Source organism: Rhodanobacter sp. B2A1Ga4 (genome assembly GCF_018101315.1).
GTDB classification, from domain to species: Bacteria; Pseudomonadota; Gammaproteobacteria; order Xanthomonadales; family Rhodanobacteraceae; genus Rhodanobacter; species Rhodanobacter thiooxydans_A.
Window position 1 is genome coordinate 688,130 of the sequence record NZ_JADBJR010000001.1, and the last position, 25,016, is coordinate 713,145.

Below are 25,016 nucleotides of genomic sequence, written 5' to 3' on the forward strand. Positions count from 1 at the left end.
GTCCGTCGTGCAGCTTACTCGTGGGCCAGCCCCCAGATTCGGTGGGCGTCGATGAGCAGGCGATAGTACGCACGCAGGGCGGTAACGCGCGCGTCAAGAGCCGCTTCCGAGGCTTGCAGCGATTGCCGGCGAGCCAGCAGCAAGGTCTGCACGTCGGCTTCCCCCAGCGTATAGGCGCGCTGGGTCAGCCGCGCGGTATCGGCCGCATGGCGCGCGCCTTTCGTAGCCAGTTGCCAGCGCGCGTGGTTGCCGCTGGCATCGGCATAGGCCTCGGCGATTTCGGTCTCGACGACCCTTTGCTGGCGATCGCGGGCGGCGGTCGCCGCGTCCACGGCGGTCAGAGCCTGGCCGAGGCGTTCACGGCGATAGCCACCCGGCAACGGGATCGACACACTGACACCGATGATGCGTTCGCGACTGAACGCTTCGGAGGCGGTGAATACGCCGACCGTCGGATCAGGCAATCGGTCGGCGCGCGCGCGGTCAGCTTGCTGTTCCGCTTTGCGCATTTCCAGCTCGGCAATGCGCAACGGGTCGCTGCTGGCCATCACCAGCTCATGCCATGCCTGTTCCGGCATGGCGACGGGTTGCGGTTCGCTGAGCGTAGGCAGACCCGACGGCACGTCCGGGAAACGGATTCGCAGCCGTGCTTGCGCCTTGGCCGCCTCGGCGCTGGCTTGCGCAAATCGTTGCTGAATTTCAACCAGATCGCCGGCGGCGACATTCACCTCCAGGCGCGATGCATCCCCCGCACGCTGCCGCGTCTTGGCCGCCTGCAGGTTGGACTGCGCAAACGTGGTTTGTTCGGCTATCAACTTCTTCGCGTGCTCGGTTTGCGCCCAAGCCATCCACAGATCCAGCAGGCTGCGTGCCGCCTCATGGATCGCCTCACCCAGACGCGCCTGTGCCAGGTCGACTTCCACGTCGCCCAGCTGGCGATCCATCGCCTTCTTGCCGGGCAAGCGGATCGTGCGCTCCAGTTGCGCTGCCCATTCACGAGATGTGGGACCCGCTTCGTAACGACGTTGTTGCGAGGTCGCCTTGACCGTCCATTCATGCGGCGAAGCACGCAACATGCCGGCCACGTGACCAGCACCGGCCATGTCCGCCAACGCTTCCTGCACCGCGGGGTCCTGCCGCAGCCAAACCTGCGCTGATTCGGTGGAGGGCAGATCGGTGGGCGTGGGCATGTCGACGTCCATCGCCGAGATCGAACAGGACGCCATGCCCAGTAAAAGCAAACTCCACCAGCGCTTCATGCGAGTTCTCCTTCCAGCGAAATCGGCGACACCCAATAACGAATACCGGTACCGGCGAAATCCGCGTGCAGCAGCTGCTGCAGGGATTCGCTTTCGGCCTTGGTCAGCAGAATTTGCACGTAGACCGAGCGACTGCGCCCGAGCACTTGTTCCAGCGGATTCAACAGGCCGCCGGCGGTTCCATGACTGAAGGTGGGCAGGCTGAAGAAGACCTCGTCGCCAAAATTGAGCAGCAACGTGTCGAGGAGTTTTTCTTCGATGTCCGTCGCACAAACCAGGGAAAAACTGCATTTATCGAACGTGGACTTATCCATGACATACCTCCGCGGTTGCATGGGCGAACCGCAGGTAAAGGATGGGAAGCAGGATCAGGGTCAGCGCAGTGGCGGTGACCAGGCCACCGATGACCACGATCGCCAGCGGTCGCTGCACTTCGGAGCCCGGACCGCTGGCGAACAGCAGCGGGATCAGGCCGAAGGCGGTGATCGAGGCGGTCATCATCACCGGACGCAGACGGCGCTCGGCACCGACGACGACGCATTGCAGTCGACTCAATCCTTCGGCGTGCAGCTGATTGAAGTAGCTGACCAGCACCACGCCGTTGAGCACTGCGATACCGAGCAGCGCGATAAAGCCGACCGATGCCGGTACCGAGAGGTATTCCCCCGTCACCCACAAGGCGATGACGCCGCCCATCAGCGCGAACGGGATATTGCTCAGCACCAGCAGCGATTGGCGTACGGATCCGAAGGTGGAGAACAGGATCAGGAAGATCACGCCGAGCGCGAGCGGCACCACCAGTGTCAGCCGCGCCGCCGCCCGCTGCTGGTTCTCGAACTGTCCGCCCCAGCTGATCCGGTAACCGGTCGGCAAGCTCACCGCCTTGGCGATCTTTGCCTTGGCCTCTTCCACGAAGCCCACCAGATCGCGGCCGCTGACGTTGGCGATGACCACGCTGTAGCGGCTGCCCATCTCGCGATCGATCTTCACCGGGCCGCCATCGCGCACCAGCCTGGCCACGCTTTCCAACGGCACGCTGGTGCCATCGGCGGCCGTGATGCGCAGCATCGCGAACTCCGCTGGCGACAGCTTCACGCGCTCCGGTCCGCGCAGCACGATCGGCACGCGCTGGTTGCCTTCGATCACCAAGCCGGCGCGCTGTCCTTCGATCTGGGCGCGCAGCGCGTCCTGCACGTCTTCTACCGACAGACCAAACTGACCGGCCGCCAGCCGATCCACGATCACCCGCAGGTATTGCACGCCGTCGTTCTGCACGGTGTAGACGTCCTGGTTTCCAGGAACGGTTTTCACCTGCGCTTCGATCTGGCTCGCGAGCTCGTCCAATATCGCGAGGTCGGGGCCAAACACCTTGATCGCCAAGTCGCCGCGCACGCCGATGATCATTTCCTGCACGCGCATGTCGATCGGCTGGGTGAAGCTGTATTTGATGCCTGGCAGTTCATCGAGTACGCCGCGAATTTTGGTGATCAACGCGCCTTTGTCTTTGGCCTGCCATTCGTTGGTGGGCTTGAGTACCAGAAACGTGTCGGTCTGGTTCAATCCCATCGGGTCCAGGCCGATCTCGTCAGAGCCGGCGCGGGCCACCACGCCGATGATCTCGGGGACCTTCGACATCAGTGCCTGCTGGATCTTCAGATCGAGCGCGGCGCTTTCCTCCAGGCTCACGCTGGGCAGTTTCTCGATACCGACGATCAGGTCGCCCTCATTCATGGTCGGCATGAACGTCTTGCCGACCATCACGTAGACACCGATCGTGACCGCCAACATCACGCCCGCGGCAATGAACACCACGCGTTGACGCCGCATGGCCCACGCCAGCGCCGGGCGGTAGGCGGCCAGCAGTTTGCGCGGCAGCCACGGATCGTCGCGTGGAACCTTCCTGAGCAGGAACGACGCCAGCACCGGAATCACCGTCAGCGACAGCACCAGCGAGCTGGCCAGCGCAAACGCGATGGTCAATGCCACCGGCACGAACATCTTGCCTTCCAGATCCTGCAAGGTCAGCAGCGGCAGGAACACCGTTATGATGATCAGGATGCCGGCCGTGACCGGCACCGCCACTTCGCGTACGGCGCGAAAGATGATGTGCAGACGCGGCAGTTTGCCACCGGCCTTGTCATGGGCCAGGTGCTGCACGATGTTTTCCACCACCACGACCGCCGCATCGACCAGCATGCCGATGGCGATTGCCAGACCGCCGAGGCTCATCAGGTTGGCCGACATCCCGCCCACGCGCATCAGGATGAAGGTGGCCAGCGCCGCCAGTGGCAAGACCACGGCGACCGTGATCGCCGCCCGTACGTTGCCCAGGAACGCACCCAACAGCACGAGCACCAACAGCGTGCCTTCGATCAGCGCCTTCGTGACCGTGCCCACGGCCTTGTTGACCAGGTCGGCGCGGTTGTAGAACACCTGCAGCTTCACGCCCGCGGGAAGGCTCGGTGCCAGCTCCGCGAGCTTTTTCTCCACGCCGCTCACCACGTCGCGGGCGTTGGCGCCGGCCAGGCCGAGCACCAGGCCTTCGACGGCTTCGCCGCGACCGTCCTTGGTGACGACGCCATAGCGCGTCAGCGCACCGATGCGCACTTCGGCGACATCACCCATGCGCACCGGCACGCCATCCTTGCGGGTGACGACGATGGCGCGCAGATCGTCCAGATGGCGGATGTTGCCCTCGGTGCGAACCAGCAGCACCTCGTCACCCTCGCTGAGCCGGCCGGCGCCGTCGTTGCGGTTGTTGGCACCGATCGCCGCTTGCAAGTCGTTGGTCGAAAGACCCACCGCGGCCAGCTTCACCGGGTCGGGCACCACCTCGTAACTGCGCACCAAGCCACCGAGCGCGTTGACGTCGGCTACGCCCGGCACGGCGCGCAGCGCCGGCCGGATCACCCAATCAAGCAGGCTTCGACGTTCGGTGATCGACATGTTTTCCGCTTCCACGGTGAACATGAACATCTCGCCCAGCGGCGTGGTGATCGGCGCCATACCGCCGCTGATGCCTTCGGGCAAATCGGCGAGGATGCCGTTCAAGCGTTCGGCCACCTGCTGACGCGCCCAGTAGATGTCGGTGCCATCCTGAAAGTCGATGGTCACGTCGACCAGGCCGTACTTGGACACCGAACGCAGCATGCGCTGATCGGGGATGCCCAGCATCTCCACTTCGATCGGAATCGCAATCCGGGTCTCGATCTCTTCCGGGGTCATACCCGGCGCTTTCATGATCACCTTGACCTGGGTGCTGGAGACGTCGGGGAAGGCATCGATCGGCAGGTGCTGGAAGGCGAACCAGCCGGCGGCGGCCAGCAAGGCGGCAGCCAACAGCACGAACAACCGTTGGGCGAGCGCGAATTGAATCAGGCGATTGAGCATCTCATTCGCCCCCGCTCTCGCCGAGCCAGGCGGCCTTCAGCGCGATCACGCTGCTGACGGCGACCTGGTCGGCGCTCTTGAGAGGGCCTAGCACGCTTACCGATTGCCCAGCGCTGGCGACCACGTTGACCTTGCGCGCGTCGAAACCCTGAGCGGTCCGGACAAACACGTAGGCCTGCTCACCCTGGCGGGCGACGGCTGCCAACGGCAGCGACCACGCATTCGCGCGATCGGCAAATGGCACCTGCACCTGCACGGCCTCGCCCGGTCGTACGCGATCGACCCCGGCGCTGATTCGCGCACGCAGGCTCACGGTCTGGCCTTCGCCCACCACGGCTCCAGCCTGCATCGGTCGGGCCGTGACGGGGCGTCCCACGACGGTGATGTCGCCGTCCTTCGCCCAGGCATCGGCGCGCTTGGCCGGAATCTGGATGTCCAGCCACAGTTGGCTGGGATCGGCAATGCGCAGCAGCGGGTCGGCGGCAGCGACCCGCTGGCCCGGTTTGGCCTGCAGATCGACCACGAGCCCCGCGCTACGCGCCTTCAGCGTCAATGATTCCTGCAAGGCACCGGAGCCGATCAGGCGAGCAACGGCCGGCGCGTCCAGGCCCGCCAGGCGCAGCGCGGCGCTGGTCTGGCGCAAGCCTGCCTTGCCATCGCTGGCTGCGGCCTCGGCTTCGAGCAAGCGACGTTGCGGCACGATGCCTTCGGCGAACAGCTGCTTCTCGCGCTGCAAGGTCTGCTGCGCCAGGCGGTTCTTGTTGGCCGCTTCCAGCGCGGCCAACTGCAGCTCACCGAATTCCGGGCTGGCCAATCGCAACAACGGTTGGCCGATCGTCAATCGTTGATGTTCGGTCACCAGCAATTGCTCGACGACACCGGCGACCGGCGCGCTGATCACCACATCCTGCTGGGGCGGCAGAATCACCCGCGCCGGATAACTCAGGCCACGGATCGCGGCGGGTTTGTCCAGCCGTTGCACGGTAATGCCCAGGGCGCGCATCTGTGCGGCGGATACCGGAAACGTGTTGTTGACGGCGACAGCAGCCACCGGGAAAAGCAAGGCACCAACCAGCGCGCTGCGCGCGCCAGTTCGCCACAGTCGATAACTCATGGGACAGGACTCCAGAGAGGGAATGAATCAGGCGCGCTTGTGCCGCAAGAAAGCGGCACAGAGAGGCCTTGCATCGAGCCAAAAGCCCGGACGCCAGCAGGGGAAGAGGAAGAAAAAATCCCATCGGGTTGCCCGCAGCCACGGACAAGCCCGACCCAGCTGCGCACGGCAGCCGGCGAGGACAACGCAAAGAAGACACCAGCGTGCTCCGATCGGATCGGGTCAACGAAAGGCCGTTATCGGCCGGTCAACGTGGCGATCAGGCGATAGGAGGGCGGTGCAGCGTGGCGAGCAAGCCTTGCGGCGTCAGCGCATTGCGCCACGGCGGGCAGTGATTGCCCGCCGGGTTGAGCTGATGAAGCTGGCCGAACAGCGCGGGCAGCGTGAAGGCTGCACCGGCAAGGTAATGCACATGGGTATGCGAAACATCGGATGGCGTCATGTCAGCGACATCGGCATTGGCCACATGGTGCTCGAGGGTCTGATCAGCCGTAAGCAGGAACCCGGACGCCTGGTTGCCGTCGTGAGCATGGACCACCCACCGCGGCATCGTCGACAACATCACGATGGCCAACACCAGCAACAGCATCCACCGCACCATCGTGAGATGGCGTCGATGCAATCGGCGGATGGTTCGAAGGGCAGACATGGGAACTCAGCATGCGGGGTACGGACGAAACAGGCAAGCCATCACGAGAAATTGCAGCGGGTGGCGATGGCTATAATACCATAGGGGGGTATATTATAGCCCGTCTACGATCACGACGGTTGCCGGCAAGGAGAAGTTCATGGGACATCTGGCGAAGGACAACAGCAAGTTGCTTGGCCGCGTGCGCCGTATCAAGGGCCAGATCGAAGGCGTCGAACGGGCACTGAACAGCGAAAAGGACTGTGCCGAGATCCTGCGACAAATCGCCGCGATCCGCGGCGCGATCAATGGACTGATGGCCAAGGTCGTCGAGGACCATATCGAGATGCACGTGGCCCATCCGGACATCACCGATCCCGCGGAACGCAAGCAAGGCGCGCAAGAACTGATCGACGTGATCCGCACGTATCTGAAGTAATCAAGTTTCGCCGCAACCCAGTCTGCAGCAATCAGGAGTTCCTCATGACCGACCCCCAGCCGCGTGCTGACACGGATCTATCGGCGCAGGCAGAGCAGCGCACGATCGCGCCGGCGGCCGAGCCGCATGATCACGAACACGCTTTCGACATCCCGGAGGCGCTGCGCATCGGTGCCGTGGCGCTGGCGGCGATCGCCGTGTGGTTTCACTGGTGGGAACCGTGGCCCCGATTCAGCGTGATCGGCGTGGCTGGATTGCTGATCGGCGGTTGGCCGATCTTCAAGGAGGCGATAGAGAACCTGCTCGCGCGGCGCATGACAATGGAATTGTCGATGACTATCGCGATCGTTGCGGCGGCCGCCATCTCGGAATTCTTCACCGCGCTGATGATCACCGTGTTCGTGCTGGTGGCCGAGGTGCTGGAGGGCATGACGGTATCGCGCGGGCGACGCGCCATTCGCGATCTGCTGGATTTCCTGCCGCGCGAGGTCTCGGTTCGACGTGATGGCGCGATCCGCGAAGTCGACAGCGGCTCACTCGCCGTGGGCGATACCGTGCTGGTCAATCCAGGCGGCCGCATTCCCGTCGACGGCCGCGTCGTCGATGGGCATTCGTTTGTCGACCAGGCGCGGATTACCGGCGAATCCATGCCGGTGGAAAAGACTGCCGGCACCGAGGTATATGCCGGCTCCATCAATCAATCCGGCGCGCTGGAAATTCTGGCGCAACGGATCGGCCGCGACACCAGCTACGGCAAGATCATCGATGCCGTGGAAGAGGCGGAGCGTTCGCGCGCTCCGGTGCAAGGGCTAGCCGACAGAATGGCCGGCTACCTGGTCTATTTCGCGCTGGCCGCAGCGCTGCTGACCTACCTGATCACGCGGGACATTCGCGCCACCATTTCCGTGATCATCGTCGCCGGGGCCTGCGGCATCGCCGCCGGTACGCCGCTGGCGATCCTGGGTGCCATTGGTCGCGCGGCGCGTGGCGGCGCCATCATCAAGGGCGGCCTGTATCTGGAGCAGCTCGGCCGGGTGGATACCGTTGTGCTGGACAAGACCGGCACGCTGACTTATGGCGAGCCGGAAGTGCAGTCACTGGTGGTCGCCCCTGGTGCCGTCGTCGACGATGTCCTACGGCTGATGGCATCCGCTGAGCTGCGTTCGGAGCACCCATTGGGCAAGACGCTGGTGCGTTATGTGCGTGCGCAGGGCGTGACACCCGTCGAGCCGGAGGCTTTTCAGTACACGCCGGGCCTCGGCATTTCCGCCACCGTCAACGGCGAGCGCATCCTGGTGGGCAATGAAGCGCTGTTGCGCAAGTGTGGCATCGCGCTGCCCGAGGAGCTGCTGACGCAGCAGCCGGCCGCCGCCAAGGTATGGCTGGCCCGTGGCGATGCGTGGCTGGGCATGGCCATCGTCGCCGATACCATCCGCAGCGAATCGCGAAGCGCGCTGCAGGCAATGCACGCCATGGGTCTTCGCACCGTGCTGTTGACTGGCGATACCAAGGCCGTCGCCCAAGCCGTGGGCGCCGAGCTGGGTATCGACACCATCGTGGCCGACGTGCTGCCGGACGCCAAACTCGCCTACATCGAACAGCTGACCGCCGGCAAGGCCGTGGTGGCCATGGTCGGCGACGGCATCAACGATGCGCCCGCCCTGATGAAGGCGCATGTCGGCGTGGCGATGGGCTCGGGCACCGATGTCGCCCGCGAGAGCGCGGACGTAGTGCTGCTGGGTAACGATCTGGTCAAGTTCGTGCAGACACTGCAGCTGGCACGACGTACGCGACGCATCATCTGGGCCAACTTCGTCGGCACGGTGGCGGTGGATCTCGTCGGCATCGCGCTGGCCGCCGCCGGCTTGCTGAATCCTTTGCTTGCCGCTTTTATCCATGTCGCTTCGGAGATGACCTTCATCCTTAATTCGGCCCGATTGCTGCCGGCCGTTGAGTCCAAAGAGAAACCCGGTGCCGTACGGCTAGTTGCAGAGCATCACTGACATGGCGCTTGCGTCACCTTGCGGCGACGTCTGTCGGTTCAATCGAAAAGCCGACGTGTGCGTTGGCTGCTTCCGCACGACAACGGAGATTCGTCAGTGGCGGAAGCTCACCGATTATCGGCGGCGGGAGATCTTGGCGGATCTTGCGCGACGGGCTCACAAGCTGAAGGGCGGTCGCTGATTTCAAGGATCGCCTGGCCAAGGTGTAACGGCGCGCCGACTGCACTGCGGAAACACCGCGTTCCAGCCCTCGCCGCTTAGCGAAAACTTCTTCCTACACCATCCTGTCGAGCCACCACCATGCCGTGGAGCATCACCAAATACCTCATCACCGCAGCTGTCGTAGTAGCCGTCTCCGAACTGGCCAAACGCAGCGATCGGTTAGGCGCCTTGCTTGCATCACTTCCGCTGGTGACGCTGCTCGCGCTGACCTGGCTCTATCTGGACAAGCAGCCCGCGGAGAAGATCGCGAATCACGCCTGGTATACGTTCTGGTATGTCGTGCCGACGCTGCCGATGTTCCTGATCTTTCCGCGTCTGTTTGCACGCTTCGGTTTCTGGCCTGCATTGGCACTGAGCGCAGTCATTACGGTGGTGTGCTTTGGCATTTTTGCGCTGGCCGTCAAGCCCTTCGGGATCAAATTGCTTTAGCTTCTTCTTTTTTTGGCGGCGGCAAGCATGTCGCACCGTGGATTCGCATGAGCACGATTCAGGACACTGCCTATCCCCAATTGAAGAAGGATCTCAGCGCCCGTGAACTGGCGGTCATATACACGCCCACGGCCGATGAGTGCGCGTTTGCCATGGGAGTTTCCGCACGTAAGCCCACCCAGGCATTGCTGTTGATCCAGCTAAAAATCCTTCAGCGCTTGGGTTACTTCGAGTTGCTGTCGACGTTGCCGCGTGTGATTGTCGATCACGTATGTAGCAGTGCCCAGATGCGTGTTCCCACCATGCGCGAATTGAAGGCTTACGACGCGTCGGGAAGCCGCTCGCGACATCTGCAGAAGATCCGTGACTTTATCGGTGTGCAGCGGTTTGTGGAAACCGATTGGTCCTGGCTGGATCAAGTTGCCCGCGAGGCGGCCTCGACCAAACAGGAATTGGAGGACATCATCAATGTCCTCATTGAAGAACTCGTTCGGCAGAAATTCGAACTACCCGGGTTCACTCAGCTTGTGCGTGCCGCGCGGGCGGCGCGTAACGCTGTCAACACCGCAATCTTCAAATCGGTCACGGAGCAGTTGTCGGCCGAACAGCGCCAGATGCTGGACGACCTGATCCTGCAGCGGCGTGGGGTCACCCTATGGGATCAGCTCAAGCGTGAACCGAAAAGGCCCGCCGTGCGTGAAGTGGCAAAATTTCTTGAGCATATCCGCTGGCTCAAAAGCCTGGGTCATGGATTACCCGATACCCGCGAGATGGCGGTGACCAAGCGCCATCAGTTGATGTTGGAAGCTCGGGCGTTGGATGCGAAGGACATCCGAACCGTCAAGCTGATCAAACGTCATACCCTGGCCGTGCTGCTGATCCAGTCGCAGTTGGAGAAAGCCACTGACGACGTAGCGAACATTTTCATCAAGATCATGCATGGCATCGACAACCAGGCCGAGGAGCGGCTGCGCCAGTATCGCTTGGACCATGCCGAGCAAACCGATCGTCTGATTGGCCAATTTCGCGAGGTGCTGGCCGCCATGCAAGAGGGCGAGTCGGCCAAGAAGCGCGTGGCAAATATGGAACGGGTGCTGGGCGATGATCCGGAACAATGGATCATCCAATGCGATGAGCACGCCGCCTTCGCGGGGAACAACTATCTTCCCTTCATGTTGAAACCCTACGGGAACAAACGTGCGTTGCTGTATCAATGCCTGGACGTGCTCGAACTTCAGTCCAGCTCACAAGACGATACGCTGGTACGAGCCATCGCCTGGATCCGAGAGTGGCGCACGGCACGCCGCGAACACCTCGATCTAGCGGTGTTGCCCAAGGGCATCGATCTGAAGCGTTGGCTGCCCGACGCCTGGTATCGCCTGATCGCAGTGGTGTCGCCAGAAGACGAACCACGTATCCATCGAAAATACCTCGAACTGTTCATCTGCATGTCGATCATGAAAGACCTGCAGTCCGGCGATCTGTACTCGGCGCACAGCAACGACTTCGATGACTACCGGGAACATCTGGTGTCTTGGGATGAGTACGGCGGGGAACTGAGCCGCTACTGCGATATCACCTCGCTGCCCAAGGATGGCGCGGGTTTTGTTGCACAACTCAAGGCTGAGATGTCGACGCTGGCCAAGCAGGTGGACGACAGCTTTCCCGAGAACGAGTTCGTACGGATCGGTGACAACGGTCTGGTCATCCAGCGGCTCGACCGCAAGCAGGATCCACCGGAGTTGGCTCTGTTGGAGGCACGACTCAAGGAGGATATGCCTCCCGTCAACATACTGGACCTGCTGACCGAGTCCGAGCAGTGGCTCGACCTACATCGATTGTTCGGACCATTGTCCGGCTTTGAAACCAAGATCGACGACCCACGAAAACGCTTCATCACCACCTTGTTTTGCTACGGCTGCAACCTGGGCCCCACGCAGACAGCGCGCTCGGTGCAGGGGCTGAGTCGCAAGCAGGTCGCGTGGCTCAACCTTCGCCATATCACCGAGGAACGTTTGGACAAGGCGATCGTACGGGTGATCAACGCCTTCAACACCTTCGCCTTGCCCAAATTCTGGGGCACCGGCAAACACGTTTCGGCCGACGGCACGAAGTGGAGCATCTACGAGCAGAACCTACTATCGGAGTACCACGTTCGCTATGGCGGTTACGGTGGCATCGGCTATTACCATGTCTCGGATATGTACATCGCGCTCTTCAGCAACTTCATTCCGTGTGGCGTGCATGAGGCGGTTTATATCCTCGACGGCCTGATCAAGAATGAATCTGATGTGCAGCCGGACACGATCCACGGTGACACGCAGGCTCAGAGTGCACCCGTGTTCGGCTTGTCGCACCTCTTGGGCATCCGTCTCATGCCGCGTATCCGTGGCATCAAACAGCTGGTGTTCTACAAGCCCGACCGGAAGGCCAAATACGATCACATCAACAGCTTATTCACCGAAGCGATCAACTGGGAGCTCATCGAGCGGCACTACCCGGACATGCTGCGCGTGGCCATCTCGATCAAGGCAGGGCGGATCACTCCCTCAATGATCCTTCGGCGCTTGGGTGTGGCCAGCCGCAAGAACAAGCTGTATTTCGCGTTCCGCGAACTCGGTCGGGCGATTCGAACCCGGTTCCTCCTGAACTACATCAATGATGTTGAGCTGCGCCGCGTGATCCACCAGTCGACGAACAAGAGCGAGCAGTTCAACGACTTCGCCCAATGGTTGCACTTCGCGAATGACGGAATCATTGCGGAAAACATTCGCCACGAGCAGCGAAAAGTCGTGAAATACAACCACCTCGTGGCCAACATGGTCATCCTGCACAACGTCCATACGATGTCGCGGACGCTGAAAGTTCTTCAAGAGCAGGGCGTTCCGCTCAGCGAAGAGCTGCTGAATCGGCTGTCGCCATACCGGCGAGAGCATATCAATCGGCTAGGCCACTACTCACTGGACTTTGAGCGATACCAAAGCGCCATGGCCAAAGACATTAAATTTACCTTGTAGCCTCAAGGACTTATTGCTCATTTTGCGAAAATTTCCAGAATCCCGGCCGAACCTCTGTTTGCGCGACCACAGAATCGGGGTTGCGGCGCGGCAGATAAACAGCATGCGGGCGATCGCACCGTTTCCGCACGGGAACGAAGTCGGTGCCGGATGATCGTTCGCCCAGGGAAACTGACAGGTCATCAGTCAGGGGTTTTGCAGGGAATGGCCGATGACCATGTAGCTGCCCAACGCATATCCGGCTGCACGGATCCATGGGCAAATCACTATTCATGCTGCTGCTTCTGGCTTTCGGCCTGGTCGGGATCGTGCCCGCGAGCACCCGCGCGGCGACGCTGTACGGCGGCGACTATGCCCGGATCGGCGTGCCGGATCTGGCGCAAGCCGTGGCTTTTTTCCAGAACGCCCTGGATTGCCGCCTGATCGGCCCGGATTCCGCAACTGCCCTGGCCTCGCCAGGTGGAGTGCCGGCGTCCCGCCTGATGTCCTGTGATGCGGGCTCGGTCATCGAGCTGTTCGACAATCGCGGCAGCTCACCCTCTTCCGTGTCGCGCCCGGCTGTTCGGCCGTTGCAGTTTGTTTCGGACGACGTGCTGCATGCCGGGCAATGGCTGCAGCACGACGGCGCCAGCGTCACCGGCACGCCGCACCGAATGGCATCCGGCCCGCTGGCCGGCCGCATGGTGCTGGATTTCGTGGCACCTTGGGGGCTTCGTCTGCAATTGATCGGCAGCCATCGTCATGCACCTGCCGGGAGCACGCTGGCCACAATCGATGCCCAGTCCGACGGCGACTGATGCTCAGCGGCGCGAGCGGAAGAATTCGCGCAGCATGCCGGCGGATTCCTCGGCCAGCAGGCCTCCGGCCACCTCGATGCGATGGTTGTGGCGGGTGTCGATGAGGGTGTCGAACACGCTGCCGGCGGCACCGGTCTTGGGATCGGCGGCGGCGTAGACCACCCGGCCAAGGCGGGCGTGGATCATCGCCATCGCGCACATCGAGCACGGCTCCAGCGTGACGTACAGCGTGGCTCCGGACAGGCGGTGGTTGGCCAGTTTCTCGCCGGCGGCACGCATGGCCATGATCTCGGCGTGGGCGGTCGGGTCATGCAGGGTGATGTTGCGGTTCCAGCCCAGCCCGACGATGTCCCCGCCCTGCACCAGCACGGCTCCCACTGGCACCTCATGCTCGGCGTCGCGGGCGTGCGCCGCCAACTGCAGTGCACGCTGCATGTACTGCATGTCGGCAGTTGAGAATTTACCTGAGCTTTCGGTTATTTCATCAGTCATTTCAATATATTGTGGCTTGAACGTGAGAAAGCCGGCAAGTTGCCGGCCTTCGCATGTGTGCACAAGTGGTTGATTGCCCTACTCCCACTCGATCGTGGCCGGTGGCTTGCCGCTGATGTCATAGACGACGCGAGAAACACCGCGCAACTCATTGATAATACGGTTTGAAACCTTGCCAAGAAACTCGTATGGCAGGTGTGCCCAGTGCGCGGTCATGAAGTCGATGGTCTCCACCGCGCGCAGCGCGATCACCCATTCGTAGGCACGCGCGTCGCCGACCACGCCGACTGATTTCACTGGCAGGAACACCGCGAACGCCTGGCTGGTCCGGTCGTACAGGTCGGCCTTGCGCAACTCGTCGATGAAGATCGCATCGGCCTGGGCCAGCAGTTCGGCGTATTCGCGCTTCACTTCGCCCAGGATGCGCACGCCCAGGCCCGGGCCGGGGAACGGATGGCGATAGACCATCGCCCGCGGCAGGCCGAGTTCCACGCCGATCCGGCGCACCTCGTCCTTGAACAGTTCGCGCAGCGGCTCGACCAGCTTGAGCTTCATGTGCGCCGGCAGGCCGCCGACGTTGTGATGGCTCTTGATGACGTGGGCCTTGCCGGTCTTGCTGCCGGCCGACTCGATCACGTCGGGGTAGATCGTGCCTTGCGCCAGCCATTTCACCTTGCTGCCATCGGCAGTGATCCTGCTCGACTCCTCGTCGAAGATCTCCACGAACAGGCCGCCGATGATCTTGCGCTTGGCTTCCGGGTCATCCACGCCTTCAAGTGCCTTGAAGTAGCGGTCCGCGGCGTTGACACGGATGACCTTGACGCCCATGTGCTGCGCCATGGTGGCCATCACCTGGTCGCCTTCCTGCCAGCGCAGCAGGCCGGTATCGACGAACACGCAGGTCAGCCGGTCGCCGATCGCCTTGTGCAGCAAGGCGGCGACCACCGAGGAATCGACGCCACCGGACAGACCCAGCAGTACGTGGTCGTCGCCGACCTGGGCGCGCACGCGGGCGATCTGGTCGTCGATGATGTTGGCCGCGGTCCACAGCGTCTTGCAGCCGCAGATCTCGGTGATGAAACGCTTCAGCAGCGCCCCGCCCTGCTTCGTGTGCGTCACTTCCGGGTGGAACTGCACGCCGTACCAGCGCTTGGCCTCGTTCTCCATTACCGCGACCGGGATGCGGTCGGTGCTGCCGGTGACGACGAAGCCCGGCGGCGCTTTCGACACGTGGTCGCCGTGGCTCATCCAGACATCCAGCTTGTGCTCGCCCGGATGATCGGTGAGGCCGTCGAACAGGCGGCTGGGCGTCACGATGTCCACGCTGGCGTGGCCGAATTCGCGGGCGTCCGCCGCTTCAGTGGCACCACCCAGCTGGGCGGCCAGGGTCTGCATGCCGTAGCAGATGCCGAGGATCGGCAAGCCGGCGTCGAACACCTGCTGCGGCGCCTTCGGCGCGCCTTCCAGCGTGGTGGATTCCGGGCCACCGGAGAGAATGACACCCTTCGCGCCGAAGGCGGCGATCTCGGCGGGATCGTGGTCCCACGCCCAGATTTCGCAGTACACGCCCAGTTCGCGCACTCGCCGCGCGATCAACTGGGTGTACTGCGCACCGAAGTCGAGTATCAGGATCTTGTCGGAGTGGATGTTGGTCATTGCATGGCCAGGAATCGGAAATGGGGAGTCGGGAATGGAGGAGCCAGCTCTCGCCGCACCCGACACATGCGGGACGCGCAGGATCGGGGGATCTGCTTCAGACGATTTCCCATTCCCGATTCTCCATTCCCGGCAATCAGGAATTCAGCCGGTAATTCGGCGCTTCCTTGGTGATCTGGATGTCGTGCGGGTGCGCTTCGGTGACGCCGGCGGAAGTCACCTTGACGAATTGCGCCTTGTGCCGCACGTCGTCGATGGTGGCCGCGCCCAGGTAACCCATCGACGCGCGCAGGCCACCGATCAGCTGGTGGATGATGTTGCGCAGCGGGCCACGGTACGGCACCCGGCCTTCGATGCCTTCGGGCACCAGCTTGTCGGCGTCGGCCTCGTCCTGGAAGTAGCGATCCTTCGAACCGAGCTGCATCGCGCCAATCGAGCCCATGCCACGGTAGCTCTTGTAGGAACGGCCCTGGAACAATTCGACCTCGCCCGGCGATTCCTCGGTGCCGGCGAACATCGAGCCGAGCATCACGGTGGACGCACCGGCAGCCAGCGCCTTGGGGATGTCGCCGGAATAGCGGATGCCGCCATCGGCGATCAGCGGGATCTCGTCCTTCAGCGCGGTGGCGACCAGGTCGATCGCAGTGATCTGCGGCACGCCGACGCCGGCAACGACGCGGGTGGTGCAGATCGAACCGGGACCCACGCCGACCTTGACCGCGTCCACGCCCACGTCGAGCAGCGCGCGCGCCGCTTCGCCGGTAACGATGTTGCCGGCGATCACCTGCACCTGCGGATAGTGTTTCTTGACCCAGCCGGCGCGTTCGATCACGCCCTGCGAATGGCCGTGCGCAGTGTCCACCACCAGCACGTCGACGCCGGCATCGACCAGCGCGGCAACGCGCTGCTCGGTATCGCCGCCGACGCCGACCGCGGCGCCGACCAGCAGCGCTTCGTGGTGGTCCTTCGCGGCATGCGGGTTGTCGCGCGCCTTCTGGATGTCCTTGACGGTGATCAGCCCGCGCAACTGGAACGCGTCGTTGACCACCAGCACCTTTTCGATGCGGTACTTGTGCAGCAGCTGCAGCACCTCGTCCTGGCTGGCGCCCTCTTTCACCGTCACCAGCTTGTCCTGGCGGGTCATGATGTTGCGCACCGGATCGTCGTGCTTGCGCTCGAAGCGCAGGTCGCGGCTGGTGACGATGCCGATCAACTGCTCGCCGTCGACCACCGGCACGCCGGAGATGTTGTGCGCGTGGGTCAGCCGCAGCACTTCGCGGATCGAAGTGTTCGGACCCACGGTGATCGGGCTGCGGATCACGCCGGCCTCGAACTTCTTCACCAGGCGCACTTCAGCCGCCTGCTGCTCGGCCGTCATGTTCTTGTGGATGATGCCGATGCCGCCGTTCTGCGCCATGGTGATGGCGAGCCGGGCTTCGGTCACGGTGTCCATCGCGGCGGACACGATCGGGATGTTCAGGCGCAGGTCGCGGGTGAACCGCGTTGACGTGTTCACATCGCGCGGCAACACGATGGAATGGCCCGGAACAAGGTAGACGTCGTCGTAGGTCAGGGCCTCGGCGAGGATGCGCATGCGAAAAGTCCCGCTGCAAAGAGGGAATTATACGCGCCCTGCCGGGATGCTCGCCAGACGTGCGGCTGAATGCAGTGGCAACCGACGGGTCAGGCGACCCGGTACGGTGCGGTGTGCGCCTCGGCCGCTTCCAGCGTGTTCTCCATCAGCGTGGCCACCGTCATCGGGCCGACACCGCCGGGCACCGGGGTGATCCAGCTGGCGCGTTCGGCGGCCGGGGCGAACTCCACGTCGCCGACCAGACGGCCGTCGTCGAGCCGGTTGATGCCCACGTCGATCACCACCGCGCCGGGCTTGATCCACTCGCCCTTCACCAGCCCCGGCTTGCCCGCCGCGACGATCATGATGTCGGCCTGGCGCACATGGCTTTCCAGGTCACGGGTGAACTTGTGGCAACAGGTGGTGGTGCAACCGGCGATCAGCAGCTCCAGCACCAGCGGGCGACCCACGTGGTTGGACACGCCGATCACCACCGCGTGCTGGCCGCGCACCGGGCGGTCGGTGTGCCCGAGCAGGGTCATGACGCCCTTGGGCGTGCACGGGCGCAGGCCGAAACGGCGCAGGGCCAGTCGCCCCACGTTGATCGCCTGGAAACCGTCGACATCCTTGTTCGGGTCGATGCGGTCGACCAATGCGTCCTCGTCGATATGTGCCGGCAGCGGCGACTGCACCAGGATGCCGTGCACGTCCGGGTCGGCATTGAGCCGGTCGATCAGGGCGAACAGTTCTTCCTGGGTGGTGTCGGGCGGCAGGTCGTAGCCGAACGAGCGGAAACCCACCTGCTGGCAGGCCTTGCGCTTGTTGCGCACGTAGACCGCCGAAGCTGCATCGTTGCCCACCAGTACCACCGCCAGTCCCGGTGCGGGAAGTCCCTGCTCCACCCTGGCGGCGACGCGCAGGCCGACACGCTCCAGCAATTCCTGTGCGATGCGTTTGCCGTCGAGGATGCGTGCGTTCATGGGAATACCCGGGTGTAAAGTCGGTCATTATCCGGGCTTGGCCTGATGCGCACAAACGGAACGCTGCATGGGTGCAGACGAGACGATGCCAGCCGCGCTGGAACTGACCGACGGTCGATTGAATTTGCGCCCATGGCAGGACCGCGACGCGACGGCCCTGGCTGAGGCCGCGCGCGAGTCTGTGGAAAGCGTTGGCCGCTGGCTGCCGTGGTGCCACGCCGATTACGACCTGCAGGCTGCCATGGCCTGGGTGGCGCATTGCCAGGCAGGCTGGCGCTCGGGCGAACACTTTGCCTTTGCGGTTTTCGATGCCGCCGCGGGCGACCTGCTCGGCGGCGTCGGCCTGGGCCAGCGCAATCGGGTTCATCAAAGCGCAAACCTGGGTTACTGGGTGCGCCAGTCACGTCACGGGCAAGGTATCGCACCGGCTGCGGCGGCCATGGTCGCGCGTTTCGGTTTTGGGTGGCTGGGGCTGATCCGCATCGAGATCGTCGCGCTGCCTGACAACCGGCCGAGCCGACGCACGGCCGAAAAGCTGGGGGCACGGTTCGAGGCCATCGCCCGTCATCGCCTGTGGGTGCGCGAGCAGGCATGCGACGCGGCGGTGTATGCCCTGATTTCGCCAGACCTGGGCTGACCCGCGCGGCGTGGCCGGCAGGAAATCCGGCGACTCAGCGCGTGCGCTTGATCAGGTCGCTGACCCTGCGCCGGGCCTTGTGCTGCTGTTCCTTGGTCAGCACCTTTTTGCGCCCGGCGTACGGGTTCTCGCCCTCGCGGAACACGATGCGGACCGGCGTGCCTTCCAGCTTGTAGCGCTTGCGGAAGAAATTTTCGAGGTAACGCTGGTACGCCGGCGCAATGTGCTTGGTGCGAGTGCCGTGGATCACGATGGTCGGCGGATTGGTGCCGCCCGGATGCGCGAAGCGCAGCTTCGGCGCGTGGCCGTTCACCAGCGGCGGCTGGTAGCTCTCGTAAGCCTTTTCCAGTGTCTTGGTGAGGTCGGAGGAGACCAGCTCCCTGGTCGCCGACGCATGCGCACGCACCACCGCGCGCATCAATTCGCGCAGGCCGGAACCGTGCAGCGCGGAGATCTGCACCTGCTTGGCCCAATCGGCGAACACCAGCCGGCGATCCAGCGCGCGGCGGCATTCGTCGCGCTGGTACTGATCCATGTCGTCCCACTTGTTGATCGCGATCACCAGCGCCCTGCCCTCGTCCATCGCGTAACCGATCAGGGTGAGGTCCTGGTCGGCCAGGTTTTCGCGGGCGTCGATCATCACCACCACGACCTGGGCGGCGGCGATCGACTGCAGCGTCTTGATGACGCTGAATTTCTCGACGGCTTCCTCGACTCGCGCCTTGCGTCGGATGCCGGCGGTGTCGATCAGCGTGTAACGCTTGCCGTCGCGTTCCAGCGACACCCGGATCGGGTCGCGGGTGGTGCCGGCGACGTCGGAGACGATCAGCCGCTCCTCGCCCAGCAGGCGGTTGATCAGGGTCGACTTGCCGGCGTTCGGGCGGCCGACGATGGCCACGCGGATGCTGCCGTCCTCGCCCTCGACTTCCGTTGCAACTTCCCGGTCGGCCGGCAGCAGCGGCAGCAGCACCCGGATCAGGTCGTCGGTGCCACGGTTGTGCGCCGCCGACAGCGGCAAGGTGGCGCCGATGCCGAAGGCGAAGAACTCGGCCAGCACGGCCTGTTCGTCGAGGCCGTCGGTCTTGTTGACCACAGCCACGATTGGCTTGCCGCTGCGGCGCAGCTCGCCAAGTATCACGTAGTCCTGCGGCAGCAGGCCGTCGCGGGCATCGACCACGAACACCAGTACATCCGCTTCGGCAATCGCCAGGCGCACCTGCTTCGCCGTCAGCACGTCCATGGCGTCTTCGGTGCCGGACAGGCCGCCGGTATCGACCACCACGAACGGGCGATCGCCACTGCGGCAGACGCCGTAGTGACGATCGCGGGTAACGCCCGGCATGTCGGCCACCAGGGCGTCACGGCTGCGCGTCAGCACATTGAAAAGGGTCGATTTACCGACATTCGGACGACCAACCAGTGCGACGACGGGCAACATGAGGAGTACTTCGTTCCAGCGGTCAGTGCGAGGACAGACGGTAGGCGCCGATGCGGCCCTCGACGTCCTCGACGTAAACGGTGTCGCCCACCACCAGCGGCTGCGCGCGAATCGGCTTCTTCGACAACCGCTCGCGCGCGGCCAGCGCGCCGTCGCCGGTCTGCAGCCAGTGCACGTAACCTTCCAGGTCGCCGACCACCACGTAATTGCCCTGCACGGCCGGGCCGGAGAGCCAGCGGTATTTCAGCGCGTCGTTCTTCCACATGTCGGCGCCGCCATTCTTGTCGAAGGCCCACACCACGGATTCGTCGTTGACGCCGAAGACCGCGTGGTCGTTGATCGCCGGTGATTCGAAGCTGGAGAACGGGCGCGTCCACAGCGGCCGACCGCTGGGGCCGTCGACCGCCGCCAGGTTGCCGTGATAAGCGGTGCCGTAGAGCGTGCTGCCATCCAGCAGGATCGCGCCGTCGGCGTCGTTCAGGCGGTCGATCTCGGTACGACCTTCGCCGCTGGCCAACTTCTGTTCCCACAGCTTTGCACCGTTGTCCTGGCGCAGGGCGACGAGCTTGCCGTCGTCGCTGCCGAAGAACAGCACGCCGTTGGCTGCCAGCAGCGAGCCGTTGCCGCGCAGGCTGAGCAGCGGCACGGTGCCCTGGTCGTAGACCCAGCGGCGCTGGCCGCTCGCGGCGTCCAGCGCGTAGATGCGGCCGTCGCCGGTGCGCACCACGACCATGTCGCCGACGATTACCGGCGACGCCAGCACTTCGCTGCTCACCTCGACATCCCAACGCGGATTGCCGTCTTTTGCGTTCACGGCGTAAACGTGGCCGTCCAGCGTGCCCACGGCGAGCAGGTCGCCATTGACCGCCGGCCCGCCGGCGTACTGGGCGTCCTTGCGCTTCTTGTCACCCCAGCCGAACCAGCCATGGGTGCGCGAACTCTTCGACCACAGGCTCTTGCCGCTGGCGGCATCAAGCGCGACCAGCTTGCCGTCCGTGCTGGCGGCATAGAGCACGCCGTCGACCACGGTCGGGCGCAGGCGCGCGCCGCTGGTGCCGGCGCCGTCGCCCACGCTGGTGCGCCACAGGCGGGTGACCTGCAACGTCGGCTTGAAGTCCTTGGCCAGCGGAGTCGGCGGCTGGACATTTTCCTTCTTGAACGAATGGCACCCGGCAAGTGATACGAATGAAGCCAGCGTGATCAGCAAGACGCGTTTCATCATTTCAGGTTTCATGCACCCTGCTTCCCGGCCACGGCCAAATCATCGAGTTTCATCTGCAAGGCGCCGCGCTGCGGCGCTTCCTCGCCCAGTGCCGTCAGGGCCGTCTGATAGGCCTTGCGTGCTTCGTCGGGGCGTCCAAGCTTGACCAGCACATCACCGCGGAGTTCCTGCGCCAGCCCTTGGTAACTGTCGGCCGGGATGCGGTCCAGCGTGGCCAGCGCCTGCTTGCCGTTGTCGCGGGCCAGTTCCACCTGCGCGATGCGCAGCAGCGTCAGTGCTTTCAGCGGGGCGGCGCTGGCATGACTCTCGGCCCACGCCAGTGAGGCTTCGGCTTTGTCCAGCTGGCCGGCCTGCATCTGCTGCCTGGCGCGCTCGCTGACGGCAAATACGGTGAACGGCGACTTCGCGTAATCCTTCATCAGCTGGTCGGTCAGCTGCGTGGCGGCATCCGGCTTGCCGGACGCCTGCGCAATCTGTACCTGCTGATAGAGCTGCGAGGCCTGGCCCTCGTTCCGAGCCTGATGGTTGCGCCACTGCTGCCAACCGAAGATGCCGACCAGGCCGATCGCGATGCCGACAATGATCGACACGCCATTGTCGCGCAGCCACTTCTGAACCAGCTCGCTCTGTTCGTACTTGTCGTATTCTTCAAATGCCATGCAATCACCATTCAAAAGGCCGCGCGCCCGCAGACGCGTGCACAGGCCGGTGCGGTAACCAAGGGGAATAGCCGATCACGCCCGCTCGCTGCCGAGCGGATCGAGTGGGCAAGCATAACCGAAATGGGCCGCCTGCAGCGGCCCGGATGGCGATCAGAGGCTGGCTGCGGAAGCCTTGCCGTCCTGCATCTGCACGCGGAAACGAGCCACGTTGGCACGCCGGAAATCATCCAGGCCGACTGACTTGCCGTCGATGCTGATCTGCGCACCGCTGGCGTTGCCGATGCGCACATCCAGTGGCTGGTCGCTGTGCCAGGTCTTGCTGCTGCCGGCCGCAAGCAGGCCGTACTCCAGTCGTGTGCCATCGGCCTGGGTCACTTCGACCCAGCTGGCCATGGAGAGACTGAGGCTCAGGCTGTGGCCACCGGCATCGCTGCCCGCGGTGGATGCGGCCGACTTGGCCGGCGACAGGCTGGCACTTTCCAGGTTCGGGAACGGCGCCATCGACGCCAGCAGCGGCTGCTCCTGTGCTGGCGTTGCCTTGGCCGGTGCCTGTGGAGTCGGGGCGCCGACAGGCGCGTCGGTTGCTGCAGCGTGGGTGGCCGCTGTTTCCAGTTGGGCGACCGGGGCGGCATCCAGCGGCGCGAGGTGGCTGATGTCGCGATCCAGCGTGCCACGCACGCCAAGCCAGATCATCGGCACCACGATCACCGCGGTCAGCACGACGTAGGTGGCGGCGGTGGCGTAGCGGTCGAGCAGGAAGCGCGAATGCGAGATGCCGCCGGTGGCCACCAGCGGCTGTTCGATCTGCTTGATGCGATCGAGCTCGACCTGGATCGACACCTCGTTGATACCCAGGTGACGGCCATACTTGCGGATATAGCTGGCCAGGTAAATCTTGGAATCGATGCCGTCGTACTGGTCGCGCTCGATCTGGCGCAGCACCCGGGCAGGCAACTTCAGTGTATGTGCGCAGGCTTCCAGATCCAGGCCTTGGGCTTCACGCGCTGCATGCAGGCGACTGCCGAAACTTACCGTGTGAGGGTTTGCCGAGGGCACATCCATGTTGAGCAAATTGATGCCGAACTGCCCAGGCTCGCTTGAACCCTGCTTGGTCGGTTGAGGCTGCATGGAAGTCATTGGCTGGCAGTGGTGTCTAGGGTGCGCGCCTGCTCCGAGTCCGGGAACTGGCTGAGCAATCGCTTGCTGTAGGTAAGGGCACCTTCCGGGTTGCCCAGACGGGTTTCAATATCGTGGCCTAGCTTGAGCGACGCGGCAGTCGGCTTGCCCAGCGCATCGTACCGCTGGAGAAAAGCCCTGGCGCGAAATGCATCCTTGTTCAGATAAAGCGTATTCGCAAGCTGGAAGAGTGCCTCCGCATTATTGGGATTTCTTGCGATGGCGTCACGAAAACTCGCTTTGGCCCCGGCGATATCGTTGCCGCGCAGCTGGCAGACGCCGGCATTGGTCAGCGCCACGTCGGGGGTCTGGTAGAACGGATCGGCAACGGCTTTCTGGAAATACTGGTTAGCCTCGGCGATTTTCCCGGTATGGCAAAGAAATACGCCGAGGTTATTGTTCGGTGCGCCCTTGGCCGGTTCCAGCGCCACCGCCTTGCGGTAATGCAGCTCGGCTTCGGGCAGCTTGTTGATGCGCTCGTACAGCACCGCGATCACGGTGTGCGCCGGCGCGTAATTGGGATCGAACTGCAGCGCCTTGGTCAGTTTCTCCAGCGCCGTCTGCAAGTCGCCGCTGGCCATGTAGCGCTGGCCCAGCTCGGTATGGATCCGGGCGGCATCCTCGGCCTGCTCCGCCTTGCTCGACTGCGGCATGCTCTTGCCCAGCGAACTGCTGTCGGTGTGCGTGGTGATGCAGCCGGCCAGCGGCAACAGCAGGCTGAAAATCAGTACCCGGTCAAATCGCATGCGTTGCCCCCTCGTCCTGCCGTTTGCGGATGTCGGCGCTGCGCCGGGTGCGGTCGGTGACCTGCCCGGCCAGCTGGCCACAGGCGGCGTCGATGTCGTCGCCACGGGTGCGCCGCAGCATGGTCAGCACGCCGGCATTCAGCAGCTGCGTCTGGAACTGGTGGATGTCGTCCGGGTTCGAACGCTTGAACTGGGTGCCCGGGAAAGGATTGAACGGGATCAGGTTGACCTTGCAGGTCGGCAGCTTGCGCATCAGCTTGATCAGCTGGCGGGCGTGCTCGGGCTGGTCGTTGATCCCCTTCATCAGGGTGTACTCGAACGTGATCGAGGTGCGCGGCTTGCGCGCGACCCAGCGCTGGCAGGCCGCCAGCAGCTCGGCGATCGGATAGCGCTTGTTGATCGGCATCAGCTCGGTGCGCAGCTCGTCGTTGGCCGCATGCAGCGACACCGCCAGCGACACGTCGATCGCATCCGACAACTGGTCGATCAGCGGCACCAGCCCGGCGGTGGACAGCGTGACGCGTTTCGCCGCCAGGCCGAAGCCCAGGTCGTCGCGCATCAGCTTCATCGCCTTCAGCACGTTGTCGAAATTGGCCAGCGGCTCACCCATGCCCATCATCACCACGTTGGTGATGCGGCGGTTCTGGTGGGTGACGTTGCCCAGGTACTTTGCCGCCACCCACACCTGGCCGATGATCTCGGCGGTGGACAGGTTGCGGTTGAAGCCCTGCGCACCGGTGGAGCAGAAGCTGCAGTTCAGCGCGCAGCCGATCTGCGAGGACACGCACAAGGTGCCGCGGGTCGGCTCGGGGATGTACACCGTCTCGATCGCGTTGCCCGAGTCCATGCCAAGCAGCCACTTGTGCGTGCCGTCGGTGGCGACCTTGTCCAGCAGCGTCTTCGGCGCACCGATGTAGCAGGCCTCGGTGAGCTTGGCGCGCAGCGCCTTGCCCACGTCGGTCATGTTCTCGAAGTCGTCTTCCAGGTCGTGGTAGATCCACTTCATCACCTGCTCGGCGCGATACGGCTTCTCGCCGATCTGCGTGAAGAAATCACGCAGCCCCTGGCGATCGAAGTCGAGCAGGTTGACCTTGGTGGAACTGGCGACAACTTGTTTCAAGGAGTGGCTCTTCTGA

21 protein-coding genes are annotated in these 25,016 nt (G+C 63.7%); 6 read left to right on the forward strand and 15 right to left on the reverse strand.

The genetic code is table 11. The annotated features are described in order from the left end of the window. Positions 1 to 14 precede the first annotated feature (14 nt). From IMW82_RS03095 to IMW82_RS03115, 5 genes are all read right to left on the reverse strand, one after another. Complete coding sequence (locus tag IMW82_RS03095) at positions 15 to 1,295, reverse strand: TolC family protein (protein WP_211003823.1); 1,281 nt, start codon at positions 1,293 to 1,295, stop codon at positions 15 to 17. Continuing rightward, a complete protein-coding gene (locus tag IMW82_RS03100; RefSeq protein ID WP_015447632.1) occupies positions 1,256 to 1,573 on the reverse strand; it encodes a DUF3240 family protein in 318 nt (105 codons plus the stop codon). Before IMW82_RS03100 ends, IMW82_RS03095 begins: the two co-directional genes overlap by 40 nt. Then, the gene (locus IMW82_RS03105) at positions 1,566 to 4,649 is read right to left on the reverse strand and encodes a CusA/CzcA family heavy metal efflux RND transporter (protein ID WP_211003824.1); all 3,084 of its coding nucleotides are present in this window, start codon (positions 4,647 to 4,649) and stop codon (positions 1,566 to 1,568) included. The genes IMW82_RS03100 and IMW82_RS03105 overlap by 8 nt, the downstream gene beginning before the upstream one ends. Position 4,650: 1 nt before the next feature. Then, positions 4,651 to 5,763, reverse strand: coding sequence for an efflux RND transporter periplasmic adaptor subunit (locus tag IMW82_RS03110; RefSeq protein ID WP_015447634.1), 1,113 nt, complete (start codon positions 5,761 to 5,763; stop codon positions 4,651 to 4,653). Positions 5,764 to 6,022: 259 nt separating this feature from the next. Beyond that, a complete protein-coding gene (locus tag IMW82_RS03115; protein ID WP_157769709.1) occupies positions 6,023 to 6,352 on the reverse strand; it encodes a hypothetical protein in 330 nt (109 codons plus the stop codon). Between the two features lie 199 nt (positions 6,353 to 6,551). On the opposite strand from IMW82_RS03115, the gene IMW82_RS03120 reads away from it, so the two are divergent. The 5 genes from IMW82_RS03120 to IMW82_RS03145 all read left to right on the forward strand — a co-directional run bounded on the left by IMW82_RS03120 (position 6,552) and on the right by IMW82_RS03145 (position 13,298). Further along, positions 6,552 to 6,830, forward strand: coding sequence for a metal/formaldehyde-sensitive transcriptional repressor (locus tag IMW82_RS03120; protein ID WP_015447636.1), 279 nt, complete (start codon positions 6,552 to 6,554; stop codon positions 6,828 to 6,830). A 176-nt stretch (positions 6,831 to 7,006) separates the two neighbouring features. After that, positions 7,007 to 8,833 carry a cation-translocating P-type ATPase gene (locus tag IMW82_RS03125; RefSeq protein WP_345777113.1) on the forward strand — a complete coding sequence of 609 codons (1,827 nt, stop codon included), beginning with the start codon at positions 7,007 to 7,009 and terminating at the stop codon, positions 8,831 to 8,833. Positions 8,834 to 9,133: 300 nt separating this feature from the next. Further along, positions 9,134 to 9,484 (forward strand): DUF3147 family protein, encoded by a 351-nt coding sequence (locus IMW82_RS03135; RefSeq protein ID WP_015447639.1) that lies wholly within the window; start codon positions 9,134 to 9,136, stop codon positions 9,482 to 9,484. A 47-nt stretch (positions 9,485 to 9,531) separates the two neighbouring features. Continuing rightward, positions 9,532 to 12,501 (forward strand): Tn3 family transposase, encoded by a 2,970-nt coding sequence (locus IMW82_RS03140; RefSeq protein ID WP_015447640.1) that lies wholly within the window; start codon positions 9,532 to 9,534, stop codon positions 12,499 to 12,501. A 254-nt stretch (positions 12,502 to 12,755) separates the two neighbouring features. After that, positions 12,756 to 13,298: a VOC family protein gene (locus IMW82_RS03145; protein WP_244754146.1), complete on the forward strand. Its 543-nt coding sequence runs from the start codon at positions 12,756 to 12,758 to the stop codon at positions 13,296 to 13,298. A gap of 3 nt (positions 13,299 to 13,301) precedes the next feature. Here IMW82_RS03145 and tadA read toward each other — a convergent pair whose 3' ends face one another. From tadA to folD, 4 genes are all read right to left on the reverse strand, one after another. After that, positions 13,302 to 13,790 carry a tRNA adenosine(34) deaminase TadA gene (gene tadA, locus IMW82_RS03150; RefSeq protein WP_108473203.1) on the reverse strand — a complete coding sequence of 163 codons (489 nt, stop codon included), beginning with the start codon at positions 13,788 to 13,790 and terminating at the stop codon, positions 13,302 to 13,304. Between the two features lie 78 nt (positions 13,791 to 13,868). Beyond that, complete coding sequence (guaA, locus tag IMW82_RS03155) at positions 13,869 to 15,446, reverse strand: glutamine-hydrolyzing GMP synthase (RefSeq protein ID WP_211003825.1); 1,578 nt, start codon at positions 15,444 to 15,446, stop codon at positions 13,869 to 13,871. A gap of 136 nt (positions 15,447 to 15,582) precedes the next feature. Further along, positions 15,583 to 17,040, reverse strand: coding sequence for an IMP dehydrogenase (guaB, locus tag IMW82_RS03160; RefSeq protein ID WP_108473205.1), 1,458 nt, complete (start codon positions 17,038 to 17,040; stop codon positions 15,583 to 15,585). An 89-nt stretch (positions 17,041 to 17,129) separates the two neighbouring features. Further along, a complete protein-coding gene (gene folD / locus IMW82_RS03165; protein WP_211003826.1) occupies positions 17,130 to 17,999 on the reverse strand; it encodes a bifunctional methylenetetrahydrofolate dehydrogenase/methenyltetrahydrofolate cyclohydrolase FolD in 870 nt (289 codons plus the stop codon). Positions 18,000 to 18,066: 67 nt separating this feature from the next. On the opposite strand from folD, the gene IMW82_RS03170 reads away from it, so the two are divergent. Beyond that, positions 18,067 to 18,636 (forward strand): GNAT family protein, encoded by a 570-nt coding sequence (locus IMW82_RS03170; protein WP_211003827.1) that lies wholly within the window; start codon positions 18,067 to 18,069, stop codon positions 18,634 to 18,636. Positions 18,637 to 18,670: 34 nt separating this feature from the next. Here the strand turns inward: IMW82_RS03170 and der are convergent, their stop codons facing one another. From der to rlmN, 6 genes are all read right to left on the reverse strand, one after another. After that, the gene (der, locus tag IMW82_RS03175) at positions 18,671 to 20,074 is read right to left on the reverse strand and encodes a ribosome biogenesis GTPase Der (protein ID WP_211003828.1); all 1,404 of its coding nucleotides are present in this window, start codon (positions 20,072 to 20,074) and stop codon (positions 18,671 to 18,673) included. A 22-nt stretch (positions 20,075 to 20,096) separates the two neighbouring features. Further along, entirely contained in the window at positions 20,097 to 21,296 is a 1,200-nt protein-coding gene (gene bamB / locus IMW82_RS03180) for an outer membrane protein assembly factor BamB (RefSeq protein WP_108473209.1), read from the reverse strand. An 8-nt stretch (positions 21,297 to 21,304) separates the two neighbouring features. Then, a complete protein-coding gene (locus tag IMW82_RS03185; protein WP_211003829.1) occupies positions 21,305 to 21,955 on the reverse strand; it encodes a tetratricopeptide repeat protein in 651 nt (216 codons plus the stop codon). A 153-nt stretch (positions 21,956 to 22,108) separates the two neighbouring features. Continuing rightward, positions 22,109 to 23,095 carry a helix-turn-helix domain-containing protein gene (locus IMW82_RS03190; protein WP_211003830.1) on the reverse strand — a complete coding sequence of 329 codons (987 nt, stop codon included), beginning with the start codon at positions 23,093 to 23,095 and terminating at the stop codon, positions 22,109 to 22,111. Further along, positions 23,092 to 23,880, reverse strand: a complete 789-nt coding sequence (pilW, locus tag IMW82_RS03195; RefSeq protein WP_108473212.1) for a type IV pilus biogenesis/stability protein PilW — start codon at positions 23,878 to 23,880, stop codon at positions 23,092 to 23,094. Before pilW ends, IMW82_RS03190 begins: the two co-directional genes overlap by 4 nt. Beyond that, complete coding sequence (rlmN, locus tag IMW82_RS03200) at positions 23,870 to 25,000, reverse strand: 23S rRNA (adenine(2503)-C(2))-methyltransferase RlmN (RefSeq protein ID WP_108473213.1); 1,131 nt, start codon at positions 24,998 to 25,000, stop codon at positions 23,870 to 23,872. Before rlmN ends, pilW begins: the two co-directional genes overlap by 11 nt. Between the last annotated feature and the right edge of the window lie 16 nt (positions 25,001 to 25,016).